Consider the following 17,084-nt stretch of genomic DNA (forward strand, 5'->3'; position numbering starts at 1 on the left):
AAACGTTCCGACGACAGCCGACTGGATCGCGAACGTCAGCCCCACGACCACGACGGCGCCGACCAGTATTGCGACTGCCCATCGCCGGCCGTTCATGGCCGACGTCGCAGCTGTGTGCCAGAGATGTCACTCATTTGCCGCGGGACTTGCGGCGCAGGACGAGGGTGATGACGAGCGCGGTAATCAGCGCGGCAATGACGATCACGGCGGCCGCGCCCGCGATTTCGTAGATGCTGAAGGGGAGAAGCGGGTTGCGCACCATGCTGGACAACATAGCGTCGACGTGATTTCAAGTACGACGAGCGCCGACGTTGGCGGCGCTCCTGGTTCCGCGGGCTCCGCGGATACGATCAGCGGCATGCAGCTGTACGTCGGCCTGATGGTGACCGGACTGTTCTCGTTCGTCGGTGCACTGATACTCGTCGCTGTATTCCGTGACCGCGGCGGAGTCCCGCAGAACAGCGGACGCTGGTGGCTAGTGGTCCTGATGGGCTGTGGCGGGGGTTCCCTATTCGCGATGGGCGCCGCGAAGTGGCTGTCGTCGGTGCTCTGACACCGGCGGCGTCAGGGGCGGAATCGGTATTCGATGCCATGGGGTTTTCTCTCTCAGTGTCGACCGTCCGCTCAGGCCGACCCGGCGCAGTAGTGTCGGGCCAGTGAAGCGTGTGCTCGGATCGGAGGCGTTGTGGTGGTGGGCGCTGCCGGTTCTCGCGCTGGGAGCGGTGATTTGCGTCGCCGTGCTCGCTTCGAATGACGCGAGGGGGTACGCATGGTTCTTCCTGACCGTCTGCGTCGCCCTCATCGGTAACTGCATCCAGCAGCTGACCGCCATTCGTCGGCGGAAGCGGGTAGCGGCGCAGGAGTGACGCGCTGCGCGGGTGTCGGAGGCTGACGCGCAAGCCCACGGCGCTAGCCGAACCTCCGCGGGTACGTTGGGCGCAAGAGCGTAAACGCGCGACCACGACGTGGCCTGTGGTGGGGGGTGTGATCCTGGGGATCATCGCCCTGGTGGCCGCGGTAGCCGGCGTCGTGTTCATGGTTGTGAGCGGGTCATTCCGATTCGGAACGATCGCGTCAGTGATCGGTTGTGCCGGCGTCGGGGTAGCGTGCCTCAGCTCCGCGTGGTCGGCGCTGAAGGCGAGTGACTCGAGAAATGCGATCGCTGCGGGAGGTCGCGTTGACCGATGACACCTTCGCTTCCGACATGGAACTGATGCGCCGATCCGCAGCGGTCATCATGTGGATTCTCGCCGGCGCCGCTCTGCTGACCGGGCTCGTCGCCGGGGTTCTGGGGCAGGGCTGGGGCTGGCTCAAACTCGCTGTCGGCGTCGTTCTCTTGCTGCTGGCGATCTTCCTGTCCAAGCCGGTCAAGAAGAGAGCCTGACTGGCTCGCGAGTCTCGGTCGACGGCGAGGCGACCGCGGGGCCCTGCTCGAGCGGGACCACCCGCGACGGACAAGACGAGAGCGGCGACCGCAGGCCCCTTCGGCCGCGATCGCCGCTCTCGATGACTTCCCGCAGACCACGGGCGGGGCACGCCCGTTCTGCGGCGAGGATCAGCGGTAGTTCGTGAACTGCAGGTCGACGTCGAGGTCGGCGGCCTTGAGGATGCGCTGCACTTCCTGCAGGTCGTCGCGCGACTTCGACTGCACGCGCAGCTCGTCGCCCTGGATCTGCGACTTGACGCCCTTGGGTCCCTCGTCGCGGATGATCTTGTTCACCTTCTTGGCGTCTTCTTGCGAGATGCCCTCTTTGAGAGTCGAGGTGATGCGGTATTCCTTGCCGCTCGGCACGGGCTCGCCCGCATCGAGGCTCTTCAGCGAGATTCCGCGCTTGATGAGCTTGGTCTGGAATACGTCGAGCACGGCGTTCGCGCGCTCTTCGGAGTTCGCCTTGATGACGATCGAGTCGCCGCTCCAGGCGATGGAGGCGTCGGTGCCCTTGAAGTCGTAGCGCTGCTCGACCTCTTTGTGCGCCTGGTTGAGCGCGTTGTCGGCTTCTTGCCGGTCGATCTTGGAGACGATGTCGAACGAAGAATCAGCCATGGCTCGATTCTATTCGGGAGGTTCGCTCGCGCACCCCCTGGACATCGCGGTCGCGCCCGCCCCGGGTGGCCCGTGCGCTCGTAGACTCGGATCCCATGCGAGCACTCACCGAAGACGAGGTCCGCGACGCGTTCGTCAACGCCGCACCCGAGGAACTGCGGGTCATGAGCCTGCCCCACGACTTCGTGTTGACCGACTGGGACCACCTGGACTTCCTCGCGTGGCGCGACCCCCGCACCCGCGGGCGCGGCTACATCGTCGCCGAGCACGAGGGTGAGCCCGCTGCGATCGTGCTGCGCGCGGCTGACGGGCAGTCGCGGGCGCGCTCGGCGATGTGCAACCTCTGCCACACGATGCAGCCCGGAGACCAGGTCTCGCTGTTCACCGCGCGCAAGGCGGGCACCGCCGGCGAGCACGGCGACACCGTCGGCACCTACATCTGCGCCGACATGTCGTGCCACGAGACCGTGCGCCTCGCCGCGCCTCTCGCGCCCAGCGAGATCCGCGCGAGCGTCGACCGCAAGATCGACGGCGCCAAGCGCCGTACCGAAGAGTTCGTCGCGCGCGTGCTCGACGCCGCCGAGGTCTCGCGGTGAGCGGTCGGGTCGTCGTCATCGGGGACGCGCTGATCGACGAGATTCGCGACGACGCCGGCGTGCGCGAGTTCGTCGGCGGGGCCGCCCTCAACGTCGCCGTGGGCCTTTCGCGGCTCGGCGTTCCGGCCGCACTCATCGCGATGGTCGGCGACGATGCGGCGGGGGAGCAGATCCGCGCTTTTCTCGCCGAGTACGACGTCGAGCTGCTCGCGAGTCCCGCGGAGCACGGCTCGTCGCGCGCGGTGAGCACGCGCTCGCCGCAGGGTGAGCCCGTCTACGTCTTCAACGAGGCGGCGCAGAACCGCCGGGTTGCCTACGGCGAAGCCGAGCGCACGGCGATCGCCGCTGCTCCCATGGTCGTGGTGAGCTGCTTCCCCTTCGACGACGCGGATCAGACCGCGCTGCTGGTGGAGGCCACGGCATCCGTCTCGACCCCGCTTGCGATCGACCCCAACCCCCGCAGCGGCATGCTGCGCGACCGCGCCGAGTTCGTGCGCGGGTTCGAGAAGGCGGCATCCGGAGCCCTTCTCGTCAAGGTCGGCGAAGACGATGCGCAGCTGCTCTACGACGCACCGCTCGACGACCTGCGGAAGAAGCTCGTCGGCCTCGGCGTCGAGGCCGTGCTGGCGACCTACGGCGCCGGCGGGGCCGCGATCGATGCGGGGGAGACGACCGTTTCTCGGGGCATCTCCGACCTTCCCGGCCGCATCGTCGACACCATGGGCGGCGGCGACGCCGTGCTCGCCACCACGGCCGCGCTCGTGCGCGACCGGCTGCCTGCGGATGCGGGGGAGTGGGATGCCGTGCTCTCGCGCGCCATGGACGTCGCGGCCGCGACCTGCCGCCACGAGGGTGCTCTGCTGCGCACGCCGGAGTGACGGTGGCGATGGTTTCGAGCATCGCCCGCGGGATAGTAGAGTGGTCTATCGCGCCTCCGGTCGACTGAACAAGCCGGACGGGTGCGCACCTGGCGAGTTACCCAAGCGGCCAAAGGGATCTGACTGTAAATCAGACTGCATTGCATTCGGGGGTTCGAATCCCTCACTCGCCACCACCCCGAAGAAAAGGGCACCCGGATCGGGTGCCCTTTTCTCGTTCCCGAGGGAATCGCTCTCGGCTCAGGCGGAGACGCTGATGCTCCACGTCACGCCGAAGCGATCGGTGAGCATGCCGAACCCGGCGCTCCACGCCGAGGCGGCCAGCGGCTCGACCACGACGGCGCCGACGGCGAGGGCGTCCCAGTGGCCCTGCAGCTCTTCGAGCGTGTCCGCGCTGAGGGAGACGAACACCGCCTGGTCGGTGACGGTCGTGCCGTTCTCGCGACGGGTGGAGCCGCCGCCGACGATCGGTCCGTCGGTCAGGCCCGGGATGTCGTAGCCCATCACGCGGAAGCCGTTCTCGGCGGCGACGAGGCCGAAGACGACCTTGTCGGAGCCCGGGACCTCGGCCGGCATGCCAAAGTCGGCGTAGGTGTTGACGACGAGGTGTCCGCCGAAGACGCTCTGGTAGAACTCCAGCGCCGCGCGGGCATCGCCGCGGAAGTTGAGGTGCGTGGTCGTCTGAATGGTCATGATGCTCCTGTCCGAGTGGGCCCGGGTGGCCCGATACGGGAAGAGTCGCACCCGTATAGGCGCGTTTCCGTCCTAGACCCCGCGTAGCGTGAACCCCATGACCACCACCGCCCGACTGCTCACCCTGCTGTCGCTGCTGCAGACCCGGCGCGACTGGCCCGGCTCGCTCCTGGCCGTGCGGCTCGGCACGAGCGATCGGACGGTGCGACGCGACATTGAACGGCTGCGCGAGATGGGATACGCGATCCAGGCGACGATGGGCCCCGACGGGGGATATCGCCTCGGGCCCGGCGACGACCTGCCGCCCCTGCTGTTCGACGACGATCAGACGGTGGCGGTGGCCCTCGCCCTGCAGACCCTCCCCGCGATCGGTGCCGGCATCGAGGAAGCCGCGAGCAGAGCGCTGGGGACGATCCGGCAGGTGATGCCGGAGCGTCTGCGCCGCCGCCTCGACGCGTTGAAGGTCACGACGGTCCGGGGCGCGGGTGACGCAGCGCCCATGCCGCTCTCGCTCGACGTGCTCGTCACCCTGGCGCAGGCGACCCGCGCGCACGAGGTGCTGCGGTTCGACTATCCGCCCCGCGACGCCGTGGACGACGGCCCTGCCTTCGGGCCTGCGCGTCGCTGCGAGCCCGTGCGCGTCGTGGCCTCGAACGGTCGGTGGTACCTGCTCGGATGGGATCTCGATCGCGAGGACTGGCGTCTCTACAGCGTCGACCGCGTCCGGCCGCGCACGCCGAACGGACCACAATTCACCCCGCGCGCCGTGCCCGGTGGCGACGTCGAAGAATTCGTCTCCGCGCGCTTCAAGGGGTCGGACGTGAACGAGTGGCCCTGCCGCGGCACCGTGATCCTCGACCTCCCGGCGCACGAGGTGCTGCCGTTCGCGGGGGACGGAACCGTGACCGTGGTCGACGAGGGGCGCTGCGCCCTCGAGTCGGGATCGTGGTCGTGGGGGTCGTTGGCGGCATCGTTCGGTCGGTTCGAAACCGCGATGCAGGTGGTGGGCCCGCCCGAACTGGCGGCGGCCTTCGAGACGGTCGCCGAACGGTATCGGGCGACGACGGTGTCGTCGGCGCCGTGACCGCGCTCAGCTCGCCGCGAGCAGTGCCTTCGACTTCGTCTCGAGGAAGGAGACGAGGGCACCGAGCACGTTGAGCTCGTTGCCGAGGTTGACCAGTTCGACGCAGCCGAGCTCGATGGTGGCCTCGCGGGCTTCCATCGTCGCCTTCCAGCTGCCGTCGCCGCCGGCGATCGGCTGGAGATAGGTAACCGTCTTCGCCTCGGTCAGGTCGACGACGATGAGCCCGGTGTCGGGGTCGGTCTCGTCGTCACGCTCGAGAACGCGGATGTCGCTGCCGGTGAGGTAGCCCATCGCCCGGAACTCCGCGAGCCACGCGTCGAGAAGGGCCATGTCGATCAGCGTGCGTACGGGCACGGGCGTCTCCGATCCAGGCGCGTGAGCGTCACGCGTCCGACCAGTATGAAGCCCGCTGCGCCTTTCGGGCGAGCGGGCGTCATTCGTGCTATCAGGCGGCGCGGACCGAGCGGCCGACGGGGCGCGCGGAGCGCACCGGAGTGCGGGTCGCTTCTTCGGCCGACTCCCACGTGCGGGTGTCGATGACCAGACCCGACGCAGCGTTGGCCTGGTCGGCGAGGCTGCGGAGGTAGTCGCCCACGAGCTGCTCCGGCTCGACCGAGTCGAAGACGAAGCGCAGGGGGATGGCCGGCTGCAGCCAGATGGTCGAGCGACCGGGCTCCTCGGCGGTGCCGGTCCACGTCAGCGTGAACGATTCTCCGCGACGGAGTTTCGTCGACGCGATGACCTTGATGTAACCCATCAGACGGTCGGGCAGGGCGATGGGAGCGGTGTCAGAACCGTAGTAAAGCTTTGCCATGACGATCTCCTTCAGTCGGGGTCGGTCGGGCTAATCACTAAGGTACCAGAAATTTAACCGGATTAATTAACTTCGCAAAATATTCGAGATCTTCACTAAGGTGGGGTTGTGGCCGGCCGGGCTACGCCGAGGAGGTGGTGACAGTGGCACACACCTCTGTGCTGATGCAGGCGCTGGACGAATACGTCGCGGTGCGCGACGAGAGCATCGCGAAAGCGCGGATCGACCTCGGCGTGAGCGAGCTCGAGGCCGAGGCCCTCCGGTGCATCGGCGAAGAACCCGGTATTCGCCCCTCGAATCTGCGCGGTCACCTCGGTGTGACGGCCGCGGGGGTCACGACCCTCGTCGATCGGCTCATCGGCCGCGGTCTCTTGCGCCGCGAACTCGACGCCGAAGATCGCCGCGTCAACCACATCTACCTGCAGATCGATCTCGAGGCCGAGCCGTGGTCCGCGTTGCGCAGCTTCCCCCGTCAGGTGGAACGCGCCGTGGCCGCGGAGCCGGTCGAGAGCGCGCGGGCGGCGGCTGAACTGCTGCGTCGCATCACCGAGCGGGTTCGTTCTCGCGCCTGAGTCGCCCTGCCTCGACGCGGATCACCTGATTCGCTGACGAGATCAGTCTGTCGTCATGGCTGACGCAAACCACGGCGACCCCGCGCTCGACCTCGTCGGCGATCGCCGTGTGGTTCAGAGCCGCGCTGGCGGCGTCGAGCCCCGTCGTCGGCTCGTCGAGCAGCAGGATGTCGGCGGTGCGCGCCAGGCCCTGGGCGAGCAGGGCGCGCTGGCGCTGGCCGCCCGACAGGCTCGAGAACGGGAGCCGAGCGAGATCCGCGATGTCGAGCCTGAGCATCGCGGCATCCACCGCCCGACGGTGCGCGCCGGTGACCCGTCCGAGCAGTCCGGCGCCGCCCCAGGCGCCCACGACGACCACGTCGCGCACGGTGAGGGGGAGGTCGTCGGCGATGGCCGCGCGCTGGGGGACGAAGGCTCGCGAGCGGGGTCCGGCGTCGACGATTCCGGATGCCGGCGGGCGCGCTCCCGCGAGGATCTCGAGCAGCGTCGACTTGCCCGCTCCGTTGGGTCCGACGATCACGGTGAGGGCGGCCTCGGGAATCTCCACGTCGACCTCGGCGAGTGCGGCGATGCCGCCGTAGTCGGCGCGGAGGTCTGTGCCGATCAGGGCTTGGGGGGTCATGGCATCCATTATATGAGTTTGAGAATCGTTCTCACTTAACGCTACGGTCGAGCACCATGACCTCGCTCACCGATCCGTTCGCGCTGGAGTTCGTCCAGCGGGCGATGCTCGGCGGCACGCTCGTGGCGATCCTGTGCGCCGTCGCCGGCACCTGGGTGGTCGTGCGGGGGATGGCGTTCCTCGGCGAGGCGCTCGCCCACGGGATGCTGCCCGGCGTGGCTCTGGCCACCGTTCTCGGACTGCCCGTGCTGGTGGGCGCCGCGGCGAGCGCCGTCGCCATGAGCCTCGGCATCGGCGCGCTTCGCAGGCGCGCGAAGCTCTCGTACGACACGAGCATCGGCTTGCTGTTCGTCGGCATGCTCGCTCTCGGCGTCATCGTCATCTCGCACGCCGGGAGCTTCGCGACGGATGCCACGGCGATCCTCTTCGGCGACATCCTGGCGATCGGCGTCGACGACCTCGTCGTGCTCGCGATCGCGGTCGTGATCGGCGTGGGGGCGGCGGCCCTGGCCCACCGGTCGCTGGTCGCGCTCGCCGTCGACGAACGCGTCGCACGCGTGCTGGGCCTCGCACCGCGACTCGCCCAGACCGTGCTGGTCGGCCTCGTCACCCTCGCCGTGGTCGCCTCGTACCAGGCGGTCGGGTCGCTGCTCGTGGTGGGACTGCTCGTCGCTCCCGCCGTTGCCGCGCGGCAGTGGACGACCCGCCTCGTATCGACCATGGTGCTCGCCGCGGCCATCGGCACGGCCGCCGTCGCCGCGGGCCTCGTCGTGTCGTGGCACGCGGCCACCGCCGCCGGCGCCACCATCGCCGCCACCGCGATCGTCGCCGCGGGGCTGTCGTGGGCCCTCCGCGGCGTCATCGTGGCGGTGCGCCGCCGCACGGCATCCCCTGTCCTTTCATCCGCCTGATCCGGAAAGCCCCCATGCCCCACCTCTTCTCCCGACGCCTCACCGCCGTCGGCCTCTTCGGCGCGCTCACCCTGACCGGCTGCGCGGCCCCCGTCGACGGCCCCGCCGCCGAACCGGTCGACACGCACGGAGCGATCGCCGGCGCGTCCGAACTCGCCGAGCCCGCTCTCGGTCTGACCACCATCGACCCCGACGGACACGTGTCGCACCTCGACCTGCTCGACGAGACCACCGCCGAGCTCGGACGGGTGCGTGCGCCGGAGAGGTTGCACTCCGACGGCCGCTACCTGTTCGCCGCGGATGCCGAAGGGCTCTCGATCGCCGACAGCGGAGTGTGGACGTGGGATCACGTCGACCACTTCCACTACTACCGCGCGCCCGCTCGCGTGGTGGGCGAGGTCGCGGGGGAGGGGGTCGCCACGGTCGCGACCTCGAACTCCTCGACCACCGGCGGCACGGGTGTGTTCTTCCCCGGTTCCGGCGAGGCGGTGCTGCTCGACACCGAGGCGCTGTCGGCGGGTGAGATCGTCGAGCTGTTCCGTCTCGAGCGCGCGGCCGGAGCGGGCATGGTCGTGCCGGCCGGGACGTTCGCCGCGGTCGCCGCGGGTGACGAGGTGACTTTGCACGCCGCCGACGGCACGGAGATCGGGGCGACCGCTCCGTGCGTCGAGCCGAGCGGCACGATCACCACCCGAGTCGGAGCGGTGATCGGATGCCGCGACGGGGCGCTGCTGGTGACGGTCGCCGATGCCGTCCCCGTCGTCGAACGCATCCCCTACCCCGCTGCCGCGACCGCGCCGCGCGCCAGCGCCTTCGCGAATCGCGAGGGCCGGCCGACGGTCGCCGCCGTCGCGGGCGAAGCGGGCGTGTGGATGCTCGACACCCGGGAGCGGTCGTGGACGCTCGTGCCGACCCCGGAGCCGGTCGTGCAGGCGACCGCGGTCGACGACAGGGCGCAGAACCTCCTCGCCCTCACCGCCGACGGGCGCGTGCTCGTGCTCGACGGTGCAACGGGAGAGCTGCGGGCGCAGACGCCGGCGCTGGTGGGCGCGAGCCTCGCCGCGGGCGAGCCCGTGTCGCTCGTCGCCGACCAGCAGCGGGCCTACCTGAACGGACCCGCCGAGGGTCGCCTGTGGGAGATCGACTTCGCCGACGACGCACGTATCGCGCGGGAGTTCACGCCGTCGCGGACCCCGCTCTTCGTCGCCGAGACGGGGCGCTGAGGTGCGCCGCTTCGCCGTCGCGGCCCTCTCCGCCGTCGCCCTGATCCTCGCCGGATGCGCCGGGGGCACGGCATCCGACCGCCCTCTCGTCGTCGTGTCGACGGACATCCTCGGCGACGTCGTCTCGCAGCTGGTCGGCGACGACATCGAGGTGCTGACCCTGATGCGCCCCGGGAGCGACCCGCATTCGTTCGAGATCTCCGCGGCCGAAGCGGCGCGGATGCGCTCGGCCGACCTGCTCGTGACCAACGGGCTCGGGCTCGAGGAGGGACTGCAGCAGCACCTCGACGCCGCTGCGGCCGCCGGAGTCGAGACGGTCGTGGCCGGGGATGCCGTACGCGTGCTGCCGTATACGTCGACGGATGCCGAAGGAGCCGACGACCCGCATTTCTGGACCGACCCCGCGCAGATGATCGCCGTCGTCGACCGGCTCACCCCGGCCCTCGAGAAGCTCGGCGACCCGGCCGTCACCGCGCGGTCCGCCGACTACCGCGCGCAGCTGGAGGCCCTGGATGCCGACATGACTGCGACCTTCGCGACGATCCCGGCGGACAGACGCGCCCTCGTCACCAACCACCACGTGTTCGGCTACCTCGCCGAGCGCTTCGACTTCCGCCTCGTCGGAGCGGTGATCCCGGGAGGGACGACCCTCGCCGCGCCCAGCGCGAGCGACCTCGCCGACCTCGTGGCGGCGATCGACGAGGCGGGCGTGCCGACGGTGTTCGCCGAGAGCTCCTCGCCCGACCGCCTCATGCGGGCCCTCGCCGACGAGGCCGACCGCGACGTCGTCGTGACCGAGCTGTTCACCGAATCGCTGACCGACGCGAGCGGCGACGCCCCCGACTACCTGACCATGATGCGCGTCAACACGGAGCGCATCGCCACCGGGCTCTCACCCTGACGAGACCCACCCCACCTGAAGAAAGAGACACGAATGCGCAGCTTCTCCCTGCCCGGCGCGGGCCTGGTCGCCCTCGCGATCGGCGCGACCGTCACCCTGTCGGCGTGCGCCGGCGGAACCGGCCCCGGGTCGGCGGCCCCGGCGTCGAGCCCCGCGACCGACACCGCCACCCGCGTCGCCCTGTCGTACCCCGGCGGCATCCTGGTGCTCGACGGCGACACCCTCGAGACCGTCGCCGACCTCCCCTCGGAGGAATTCACCCGCCTGAACCCGGCCGGCGACGAACGGCACGTCATGGTCACCACGAGCGCGGGTTTCCAGGTGCTGGATGCCGGCACCTCGACGACCGCCCCCGAGCTGACCGACCTGGTGTTCGAGGCGGCGAAGCCCGGCCACGTCGTCACCCACGGCGGAAAGACGGTGCTGTACGCCGACGGCACGAGCGACTCGACCATCTTCGACACCGATGCGCTCTTGGCATCCACCGACTCCCTCCCCGAAGTCGAGACCATCCCGGGCATCGAGGCGCACCACGGAGTGTCGATCGTTCTGACCGACGGCACCTTCCTCACCACCGTGGGCAACGCCGACGGCCGCAACGGCGTGGTGGCGAAGGACGCCTCCGGTGCCCCCATCGCCGAGAGCAGCGACTGCCCCGGCGTGCACGGCGAGGGCACCGCGAAGGACGAGGTCGTTGTGTTCGGCTGCGAGAACGGCGCCCTCGTCTACGACGGCGGCACCTTCACGAAGCTCACCGCCCCCGACCAGCCCTACGGCCGCATGGGCAATGCGTACGTGAGTGAGAACAGTGCGCTCATCGTCGGCGACTACAAGGACGACCGCGACGCCGAGGGCTACCTGCTGCACCGCCTCGCGCTGATCGACACCGCGGCGAAGACCCAGCGCGTGGTCGACATGCCCGCGGGGGCGGAGTACACCTTCCGCGACGTGGCCCGGGGTCCCGGTGATCTCGCCTACGTCCTGGCATCCGACGGGGCGATCCACGTGCTCGACCCCGCGACGGGGGAGTTCACCGACGCGTTCCCCGTGATCGATCCGTGGGAGGGTCCGGTCGAATGGCAGGACGCCCACCCCGCGATCAAGGTCTCGGGTGACCTCGCCTACGTGACCGAGCCGGCGAAGAACGCCGTGCACGCGGTCGACCTCACCACCGGCGAGATCGTGAAGAGCGCGACGCTCGAGCAGACGCCGAACGAGATCGCGCTGACGAAGTAAACGCGCCCCTACCGGCCGCCCCGGTCGTACGCCACCTGCAGTGCCGCGCGCACCGCGCGTACGCCGGGGCGGTCGGCGGTTCCGCGGCGCACGGCCGTGAACACCTCGCGCCGCGGCTGGCCGGGAAGACCCACGAGCCGCACGGGCGGGGCCTCGCCCGCGAAGACGAGGTCGGGGATCATCCCCACGGCATGACCGGATGCCACGAGCCGGGCGTGAGCGGTGAGGTCGGCCATCTCGAACCGCACGTCGGGCTCGAACCCGGCGGCCCGGCATTGCTGCGTGGCCCACTGTCGGGCGGCGGTTCCCACCGGTTCCATGACCCACGCGCGCTCGCGAAGGTCTTCGAGGTGCTGCGCGGGGTCGTCGTGCGCGACGGCGAGGCGGATGGCGTCGCGCCCCAGGAGTCCGCGTTCGAGGCCTTCGCGGTGCTCACGCGTGTGCCCGGGGTACTGCTCGGCGACGGCGAGGTCGAAGCCACGCGCAGCGACCTCGAACAGCCCCTCCTCGGGGGCGAGCTCGGCGACCTCGACGCGCAGCTGCGGCTCGCTCTCGGCGAGGGCGTCGAGGGCGCGGGGGAGAAGGCCGTGGGCGGCGGACTGCATCACGGCCAGGCGCACCGGGGCGAGGGAGGGCCGCATGCGCTCGAGCTCGGCGCGCGCGGCCTCGTCGGCGGCGAGCATGCGCGCGGCGTGGGCGGCGAGGGCGGCGCCCTGCGCGGTGAGGCGCACGCGGCGCCCGTCGGGCTCGAGCAGGGGGACGCCAGCCTCTTTCTCGAGCAGTGCGAGCTGCTGCGAGATGGTCGACGGGCTGTAGGCGAGCGCCTCCGCGACGGCCGCGAGGGTGCCCCGCACCGACAGCTCGTGCAGCAGGCGCAGACGGCGCAGATCGAACATGGCATCCCTTCGACTTCATCGAACAGTATGCGTCAGGAATCATCGCTTTTCTCGAACGGACGCGAGCCCCATGCTGAGAGCATCCGAGGAAGGATCGCCATGTCGCTCACCGATGTCCCCGACACCACGTCCGGCACCACCCCCGCCGCGCTCGTCTCTCCGCACGAGCTCGCCGACGAGGCGATCGCCCTCGTGCGCCGCTGGCTCGCCGAGAGCCGCGACGAGCCCGTCGACGCCGCCGCCCAGCGACTCGCGGGAGTCCTCCGCGACCCGCACGGCCTCGACTTCACCGTCGGCTTCGTCGACGGCGTCGTGCGCCCCGAAGACGTGCGCGTCGCCGCGCGCAACCTCGCCGCGCTCACCCCGCTCATCCCGGGCTTCCTGCCGCTGCACCTCAAGGCCGCGATCCGCCTCGGCGCCTTCGCCGCCCCGATCCTGCCGCAGGTCGTCGTGCCCGCCGCCCGCACGGCGCTGCGCTCGATGGTGCGCCACCTCATCGTCGACGCCACCGACCGCAAGCTCGGCGAGGCCATCACCTCGATCCGGGGCCGGGGCGACGGCATCCGTCTCAACGTGAACCTGCTCGGCGAGGCGATCCTCGGCAAGAAAGAGGCCGCGCGCCGCCTGGCCGGCACCCGCAAGCTCCTCTCGCGCGACGACGTCGACTACGTCTCGATCAAGGTGTCGTCCACCGTCGCCCCGCACACGCCGTGGGCCTTCGACGCCGCCGTCGCCGACGCGGTCGCCGCTCTCCGCCCCCTGTACCGCGTGGCGAAGGAGACGGGGACCTTCCTCAACCTCGACATGGAGGAGTTCAAAGACCTCGACCTCACCCTCGCCGTCTTCGAGACGCTGCTGTCGGAGCCCGAGTTCCACGGCGTCGAGGCCGGCATCGTGCTGCAGGCCTACCTGCCCGACGCGCTCGCCGCGATGATCCGCCTGCAGGAGTGGACCGCCGCGCGCGTGGCATCCGGGGGAGCCCACATCAAGGTGCGCGTGGTCAAGGGCGCGAACCTGCCGATGGAGCGGGTGGATGCCGATGTGCACGACTGGCCGCTTGCCACCTGGCCCTCGAAGCAGGCCACCGACGCCTCGTACAAGGCCGTGCTCGACTACGCGCTGCGCCCCGAGCACACGAAGCACGTGCGCATCGGCGTCGCCGGGCACAACCTCTTCGACGTCGCCCTCGCCTGGCTACTCGCCGAGCGCCGCGGGGTGACCGGCGGCATCGACGTCGAGATGCTCCTCGGCATGGCGACCGCGCAGCAGGCCGTCGTGCGTCGCACGGTCGGCTCGATCCTGCTCTACACCCCCGTGGTGCACCCGCAGGAGTTCGACGTCGCGATCGCCTACCTGATCCGCCGCCTCGAAGAGGGCGCGTCGAGCGAGAACTTCATGTCGGCGGTGTTCGACCTCGACACCCACGAGGCGCTGTTCGCGCGCGAGCGCGACCGCTTCCTCGCTTCGCTCGCCGACATGCCCGGGGGCGTGCCCGCCTCGAACCGCGTGCAGGACCGGTCGGCCGAGGCCGCCTCCGCCCCCACGCACGGCTTCCGCAACACCCCCGACTCCGACCCGGCGATCGAGGCCAACCGTGACTGGTCGCGGGCGATCGTCGCTCGCATGGAGGAGTCGACCCTCGGCGCGCAGACCATCGCCGACCACACGATCACCGACGAGGCCGCGCTGAACGCGCTGATCGAGGACGCCGCGACAGCCGCCGCGGGCTGGCGCGAGCTCGGAGCCGCCACGCGCGCCGAGATCCTGCACCGCGCGGGCGACGCCCTCGAGAAGCACCGCGCCGACCTGCTCGAGGTCATGGGCGCCGAGTGCGGCAAGGTCATCGAGCAGAGCGACCCCGAGGTGTCGGAGGCGATCGACTTCGCCCACTACTACGCCGAGCAGGCGCGCACGCTCGAGACCGTCGACGGCGCGACCTTCACCCCGGTCGGCGTCACCGTCGTCACCCCGCCGTGGAACTTCCCCGTCGCGATCCCCGCGGGCTCGACCCTCGCCGCCCTCGCCGCAGGCTCGGCCGTGGTCATCAAGCCCGCGGGCCTGGCCGAGCGCTCGGGCGCCGTCATGGTGGAGGCGCTGTGGGAGGCCGGCGTCCCGCGCGAGGTGCTGAAGCTCGTGCAGGTGTCGGAGAACGACCTCGGTCGCCAGCTGCTCACCCACCCCGCCGTCGAGCGCGTCGTGCTCACCGGGGCGTACGAGACGGCCGAGCTGTTCCGCTCCTTCCGCCCCGACCTGCCGCTGCTGGCCGAGACGAGCGGCAAGAACGCCGTGATCGTCACCCCGAGCGCCGACCTCGACCTCGCGGCGAAGGACGTCGCGATGTCGGCCTTCGGCCACGCCGGACAGAAGTGCTCCGCGGCATCCCTCGTCGTGCTCGTCGGATCTGTGGCGCGCTCGCGCCGCTTCCGCGACCAGCTCGTCGACGCCGTCACCTCCCTCGAGGTCGGCCTGCCGTGGGACGAGGCCTCCCGCATCGGACCCCTCATCGAGCCCGCGAACGGCAAGCTGCTGAAGGCCCTCACGAGCCTCGAGCCCGGCCAACGCTGGGTAGTCGAGCCGCGCAAGCTCGACGACGAGGGGTCGCTGTGGCGCCCCGGCATTCGTGAGGGGGTGCAGCCCGGCAGCGAGTTCCACCGCACCGAGTACTTCGGGCCCGTGCTCGGCATCATGACCGCCGAGACGCTCGACGAGGCGATCGAGATCGTCAACGCGATCGAATACGGCCTCACCTCGGGTCTGCACGCGCTGGACGAGGCCGAGATCCAGCAGTGGCTCTCGCGCATCGAGGCGGGCAACGTCTACGTCAACCGCGGCACCACCGGCGCGATCGTGCAGCGTCAGCCGTTCGGCGGATGGAAGAAGTCGGCCGTCGGCGCGGGCACCAAGGCCGGCGGACCGCACTACCTCTACGGGTTCGGAACGTGGGCGGATGCCGAGACCTCGGCGCCCCGCACGCCCGACGCCCTCGACGCCCCGGCGCTGGCCGCCGTGCCCGCGGCCGACCGCGAGTGGGTGGCATCCGCCCTCTCGAGCGACGCCGCCGCCTGGGCCGAAGAGTTCTCGCTGGCCCGCGACGTGACCGGCCTGGAGTCGGAGCAGAACGTGCTGCGCTACGCCGCGGTGCCCGTGACCGTGCGCCTCGAAGACGCCTCGGAGGCCGCGCTGGTGCGCGTGGTCGCGGCGGGCGTCCGCGCCCGCTCGACGGTGACGGTCAGCTCGGCGCGCGAGCTCTCACCCGCCGTGCGCGCGTGGCTCGAGGGCGTGGGCGTTCGGGCCTCGGTCGAGGACGCCGCCGACTGGGGTCGCCGCGCTGCACGTCTGGCCCGCACCGGCGGCCGTGTCCGCCTGCTCGGCGGATCGCCCGTGGCGGTGGCCGAGGCGACGAACGGCTCGCCCTCGGTGGCCGTGTACGCCGGCGAGGTCACCCGCGCCGGGCACGTCGAACTGCTGCCGTTCCTGCGCGAGCAGGCCGTGTCGATCACGGCGCACCGCTTCGGCACGCCGCGCCGTTACGAGGTGCCGCCGCTGGTCGGCTGACGACCTCGGCGGACGGGGCTGCTCCTTACGGGGCGGCCCCGTCCGTCGTTTCCGCGGCGGACCGGTGCCGGACTGCCGTCGTGCGGATGCCGCGGGCGACACGCCGGCCCAGGGCGCGGGGCCGCGGCGTGTCGGGGCTGGCGTCCGCACGACGGTCGTCCCCGATGGGGTGGGGCCTTTTCGACTGGAGTCGTCGGGGACGTGTCGTCGTCCCCTGCACGGGACCGCCGTCGTGCGGATGCCGCGGGCGACACGCCGCCCCAGGGCGCGGGGCCGCGGCGTGTCGGGCCCCGAATCCGCAGGACGGCGGAGCCCGAGGGGCTCAGGCCGTGCCCGAGGCCGCGACGCGGCGCGCGGCCCGGCGGACCGACTCCGGCACCGGCGTGCCCGCCACCGTCTGCGGTGAGGTGACGGGGTCGCCGGCGACGACCCGCAGCGGCAGCATCCCGGCCCACACGGAGCGATCCTCGCCGTCGTCGTCGACCTCGACGAGCGAGCCGGCGTTGTCTTTCACGCTCGCCTCGGCGAGCGGGATGCGCAGCACCATCGTCGCGGCGATCTCGCGCGCGGTCATGGGTCGCACGTCTTCGCTGCGCCCCGGCATGAGGTGCTCCGACAGGGTGAGCAGGGCCGCCTCCTTCTCTTCGGGAGGGACGACGGATGCCACGGCGTGCACGACCGCGCAGCGGTACCGCATCGAGCTGTCGAACAGGGAGCGGGCGTACTTCAGGCCCAGCAGGTGCGTGATGGTTAGGCTCACCGGGGCTCCGGCGGCGATGCGGCGGAAGAAGTCGCTGCCGGTCGAGCCGTGCACGAGAAGATCGTCGCCGTCGCGACCGATGCCCACCGGAAGGGCGACCGGGCGGTCGTCGCGGACGATCGCGAGGGTGGCGTACAGGGCCGTGTCGATCACGTCGTACAGGGCGGCGCGGTCGGTGCGCTGGTGATGGGCCCCACGGCGGACGCGCGTCAGGGTGGTGAGCGGGAGATCGGTCATGTCCCCATTGCAGGGCATCCGATGGCCCAGTGCGTAGTCCGGTTCTGCGCCGATCGAATGGA

The 17,084-nt window shown here is 70.9% G+C and carries 20 protein-coding genes and 1 tRNA gene; 13 read left to right on the forward strand and 8 right to left on the reverse strand.

From position 1 onward, the window contains the following. Positions 1–130 precede the first annotated feature (130 nt). Complete coding sequence (locus LPW41_RS16880) at positions 131–262, reverse strand: hypothetical protein (protein WP_262346270.1); 132 nt, start codon at positions 260–262, stop codon at positions 131–133. Between the two features lie 96 nt (positions 263–358). Between LPW41_RS16880 and LPW41_RS12865 the strand changes: the two genes are divergently transcribed. The 3 genes from LPW41_RS12865 (at position 359) to LPW41_RS12875 (ending at position 1,384) form a co-directional block, all read left to right on the forward strand. Then, positions 359–553 (forward strand): hypothetical protein, encoded by a 195-nt coding sequence (locus LPW41_RS12865; RefSeq protein WP_154097304.1) that lies wholly within the window; start codon positions 359–361, stop codon positions 551–553. A gap of 103 nt (positions 554–656) precedes the next feature. After that, the gene (locus LPW41_RS12870; RefSeq protein ID WP_230705040.1) at positions 657–866 is read left to right on the forward strand and encodes a hypothetical protein; all 210 of its coding nucleotides are present in this window, start codon (positions 657–659) and stop codon (positions 864–866) included. Positions 867–1,177: 311 nt separating this feature from the next. Continuing rightward, positions 1,178–1,384 (forward strand): hypothetical protein, encoded by a 207-nt coding sequence (locus LPW41_RS12875; protein ID WP_230705041.1) that lies wholly within the window; start codon positions 1,178–1,180, stop codon positions 1,382–1,384. Positions 1,385–1,555: 171 nt separating this feature from the next. Here the strand turns inward: LPW41_RS12875 and LPW41_RS12880 are convergent, their stop codons facing one another. Next, entirely contained in the window at positions 1,556–2,044 is a 489-nt protein-coding gene (locus LPW41_RS12880; RefSeq protein WP_144832507.1) for a YajQ family cyclic di-GMP-binding protein, read from the reverse strand. Positions 2,045–2,139: 95 nt separating this feature from the next. Here LPW41_RS12880 and LPW41_RS12885 point away from each other — a divergent pair, with 95 nt between their 5' ends. The 3 genes from LPW41_RS12885 (at position 2,140) to LPW41_RS12895 (ending at position 3,694) form a co-directional block, all read left to right on the forward strand. Next, positions 2,140–2,640 carry an FBP domain-containing protein gene (locus LPW41_RS12885; protein ID WP_154097308.1) on the forward strand — a complete coding sequence of 167 codons (501 nt, stop codon included), beginning with the start codon at positions 2,140–2,142 and terminating at the stop codon, positions 2,638–2,640. Next, positions 2,637–3,518 carry a PfkB family carbohydrate kinase gene (locus tag LPW41_RS12890; protein ID WP_154097309.1) on the forward strand — a complete coding sequence of 294 codons (882 nt, stop codon included), beginning with the start codon at positions 2,637–2,639 and terminating at the stop codon, positions 3,516–3,518. Before LPW41_RS12885 ends, LPW41_RS12890 begins: the two co-directional genes overlap by 4 nt. Positions 3,519–3,609: 91 nt before the next feature. Continuing rightward, positions 3,610–3,694 (forward strand) — tRNA-Tyr (locus LPW41_RS12895). Positions 3,695–3,758: 64 nt separating this feature from the next. Here the strand turns inward: LPW41_RS12895 and LPW41_RS12900 are convergent. Continuing rightward, the gene (locus tag LPW41_RS12900; RefSeq protein WP_230705042.1) at positions 3,759–4,211 is read right to left on the reverse strand and encodes a VOC family protein; all 453 of its coding nucleotides are present in this window, start codon (positions 4,209–4,211) and stop codon (positions 3,759–3,761) included. 97 nt (positions 4,212–4,308) lie between these two features. On the opposite strand from LPW41_RS12900, the gene LPW41_RS12905 reads away from it, so the two are divergent. Continuing rightward, positions 4,309–5,295: a YafY family protein gene (locus LPW41_RS12905; protein WP_230705043.1), complete on the forward strand. Its 987-nt coding sequence runs from the start codon at positions 4,309–4,311 to the stop codon at positions 5,293–5,295. Positions 5,296–5,301: 6 nt separating this feature from the next. Here LPW41_RS12905 and LPW41_RS12910 read toward each other — a convergent pair whose 3' ends face one another. Together LPW41_RS12910 and LPW41_RS12915 are read right to left on the reverse strand one after the other, a co-directional pair. Then, entirely contained in the window at positions 5,302–5,649 is a 348-nt protein-coding gene (locus LPW41_RS12910; RefSeq protein ID WP_144832560.1) for a hypothetical protein, read from the reverse strand. 91 nt (positions 5,650–5,740) lie between these two features. Then, positions 5,741–6,109 (reverse strand): hypothetical protein, encoded by a 369-nt coding sequence (locus LPW41_RS12915; RefSeq protein WP_144832563.1) that lies wholly within the window; start codon positions 6,107–6,109, stop codon positions 5,741–5,743. Positions 6,110–6,252: 143 nt separating this feature from the next. Here LPW41_RS12915 and LPW41_RS12920 point away from each other — a divergent pair, with 143 nt between their 5' ends. Beyond that, entirely contained in the window at positions 6,253–6,681 is a 429-nt protein-coding gene (locus tag LPW41_RS12920) for a MarR family winged helix-turn-helix transcriptional regulator (RefSeq protein WP_144832567.1), read from the forward strand. Here LPW41_RS12920 and aztA read toward each other — a convergent pair. Beyond that, entirely contained in the window at positions 6,653–7,303 is a 651-nt protein-coding gene (gene aztA / locus LPW41_RS12925; RefSeq protein WP_186325489.1) for a zinc ABC transporter ATP-binding protein AztA, read from the reverse strand. The two genes, LPW41_RS12920 and aztA, sit on opposite strands and share 29 nt — an antisense overlap. A 56-nt stretch (positions 7,304–7,359) precedes the next feature. On the opposite strand from aztA, the gene aztB reads away from it, so the two are divergent. Genes aztB through aztD form a run of 4 tightly spaced genes read left to right on the forward strand, consistent with a single transcriptional unit; the run spans position 7,360 to position 11,574 of the window. Further along, complete coding sequence (gene aztB, locus LPW41_RS12930) at positions 7,360–8,214, forward strand: zinc ABC transporter permease AztB (protein ID WP_230705044.1); 855 nt, start codon at positions 7,360–7,362, stop codon at positions 8,212–8,214. 14 nt (positions 8,215–8,228) lie between these two features. Continuing rightward, complete coding sequence (locus tag LPW41_RS12935; RefSeq protein WP_230705045.1) at positions 8,229–9,437, forward strand: ABC transporter; 1,209 nt, start codon at positions 8,229–8,231, stop codon at positions 9,435–9,437. A 1-nt stretch (position 9,438) separates the two neighbouring features. Next, positions 9,439–10,338: a zinc ABC transporter substrate-binding protein AztC gene (gene aztC, locus LPW41_RS12940; RefSeq protein ID WP_230705046.1), complete on the forward strand. Its 900-nt coding sequence runs from the start codon at positions 9,439–9,441 to the stop codon at positions 10,336–10,338. Between the two features lie 33 nt (positions 10,339–10,371). After that, positions 10,372–11,574, forward strand: a complete 1,203-nt coding sequence (gene aztD, locus LPW41_RS12945; RefSeq protein WP_230705047.1) for a zinc metallochaperone AztD — start codon at positions 10,372–10,374, stop codon at positions 11,572–11,574. Positions 11,575–11,582: 8 nt separating this feature from the next. Here the strand turns inward: aztD and LPW41_RS12950 are convergent, their stop codons facing one another. Beyond that, complete coding sequence (locus tag LPW41_RS12950) at positions 11,583–12,470, reverse strand: LysR family transcriptional regulator (protein ID WP_144832586.1); 888 nt, start codon at positions 12,468–12,470, stop codon at positions 11,583–11,585. Between the two features lie 99 nt (positions 12,471–12,569). Between LPW41_RS12950 and LPW41_RS12955 the strand changes: the two genes are divergently transcribed. Then, a complete protein-coding gene (locus LPW41_RS12955; RefSeq protein WP_230705048.1) occupies positions 12,570–16,025 on the forward strand; it encodes a bifunctional proline dehydrogenase/L-glutamate gamma-semialdehyde dehydrogenase in 3,456 nt (1,151 codons plus the stop codon). 322 nt (positions 16,026–16,347) lie between these two features. Here LPW41_RS12955 and LPW41_RS12960 read toward each other — a convergent pair whose 3' ends face one another. Further along, positions 16,348–17,022 (reverse strand): pyridoxamine 5'-phosphate oxidase family protein, encoded by a 675-nt coding sequence (locus LPW41_RS12960; protein WP_230705049.1) that lies wholly within the window; start codon positions 17,020–17,022, stop codon positions 16,348–16,350. Positions 17,023–17,084 lie beyond the last annotated feature (62 nt).

Origin of the sequence: Microbacterium sp. JC 701, from assembly GCF_021026215.1 — a bacterium.
Lineage (GTDB): Bacteria > Actinomycetota > Actinomycetes > Actinomycetales > Microbacteriaceae > Microbacterium > Microbacterium algihabitans.

Coding starts and splice junctions, on each gene's coding strand:
- LPW41_RS16880 (WP_262346270.1), bottom strand. CDS start 262: ATGGTGCGCAACCCGCTTCTCCCCTTCAGCATCTACGAAATCGCGGGC.
- LPW41_RS12865 (WP_154097304.1), top strand. CDS start 359: ATGCAGCTGTACGTCGGCCTGATGGTGACCGGACTGTTCTCGTTCGTC.
- LPW41_RS12880 (WP_144832507.1), bottom strand. CDS start 2,044: ATGGCTGATTCTTCGTTCGACATCGTCTCCAAGATCGACCGGCAAGAA.
- LPW41_RS12885 (WP_154097308.1), top strand. CDS start 2,140: ATGCGAGCACTCACCGAAGACGAGGTCCGCGACGCGTTCGTCAACGCC.
- LPW41_RS12900 (WP_230705042.1), bottom strand. CDS start 4,211: ATGACCATTCAGACGACCACGCACCTCAACTTCCGCGGCGATGCCCGC.
- LPW41_RS12905 (WP_230705043.1), top strand. CDS start 4,309: ATGACCACCACCGCCCGACTGCTCACCCTGCTGTCGCTGCTGCAGACC.
- LPW41_RS12915 (WP_144832563.1), bottom strand. CDS start 6,109: ATGGCAAAGCTTTACTACGGTTCTGACACCGCTCCCATCGCCCTGCCC.
- aztA (WP_186325489.1), bottom strand. CDS start 7,303: ATGACCCCCCAAGCCCTGATCGGCACAGACCTCCGCGCCGACTACGGC.
- aztB (WP_230705044.1), top strand. CDS start 7,360: ATGACCTCGCTCACCGATCCGTTCGCGCTGGAGTTCGTCCAGCGGGCG.
- LPW41_RS12935 (WP_230705045.1), top strand. CDS start 8,229: ATGCCCCACCTCTTCTCCCGACGCCTCACCGCCGTCGGCCTCTTCGGC.
- aztD (WP_230705047.1), top strand. CDS start 10,372: ATGCGCAGCTTCTCCCTGCCCGGCGCGGGCCTGGTCGCCCTCGCGATC.
- LPW41_RS12950 (WP_144832586.1), bottom strand. CDS start 12,470: ATGTTCGATCTGCGCCGTCTGCGCCTGCTGCACGAGCTGTCGGTGCGG.
- LPW41_RS12955 (WP_230705048.1), top strand. CDS start 12,570: ATGTCGCTCACCGATGTCCCCGACACCACGTCCGGCACCACCCCCGCC.
- LPW41_RS12960 (WP_230705049.1), bottom strand. CDS start 17,022: ATGACCGATCTCCCGCTCACCACCCTGACGCGCGTCCGCCGTGGGGCC.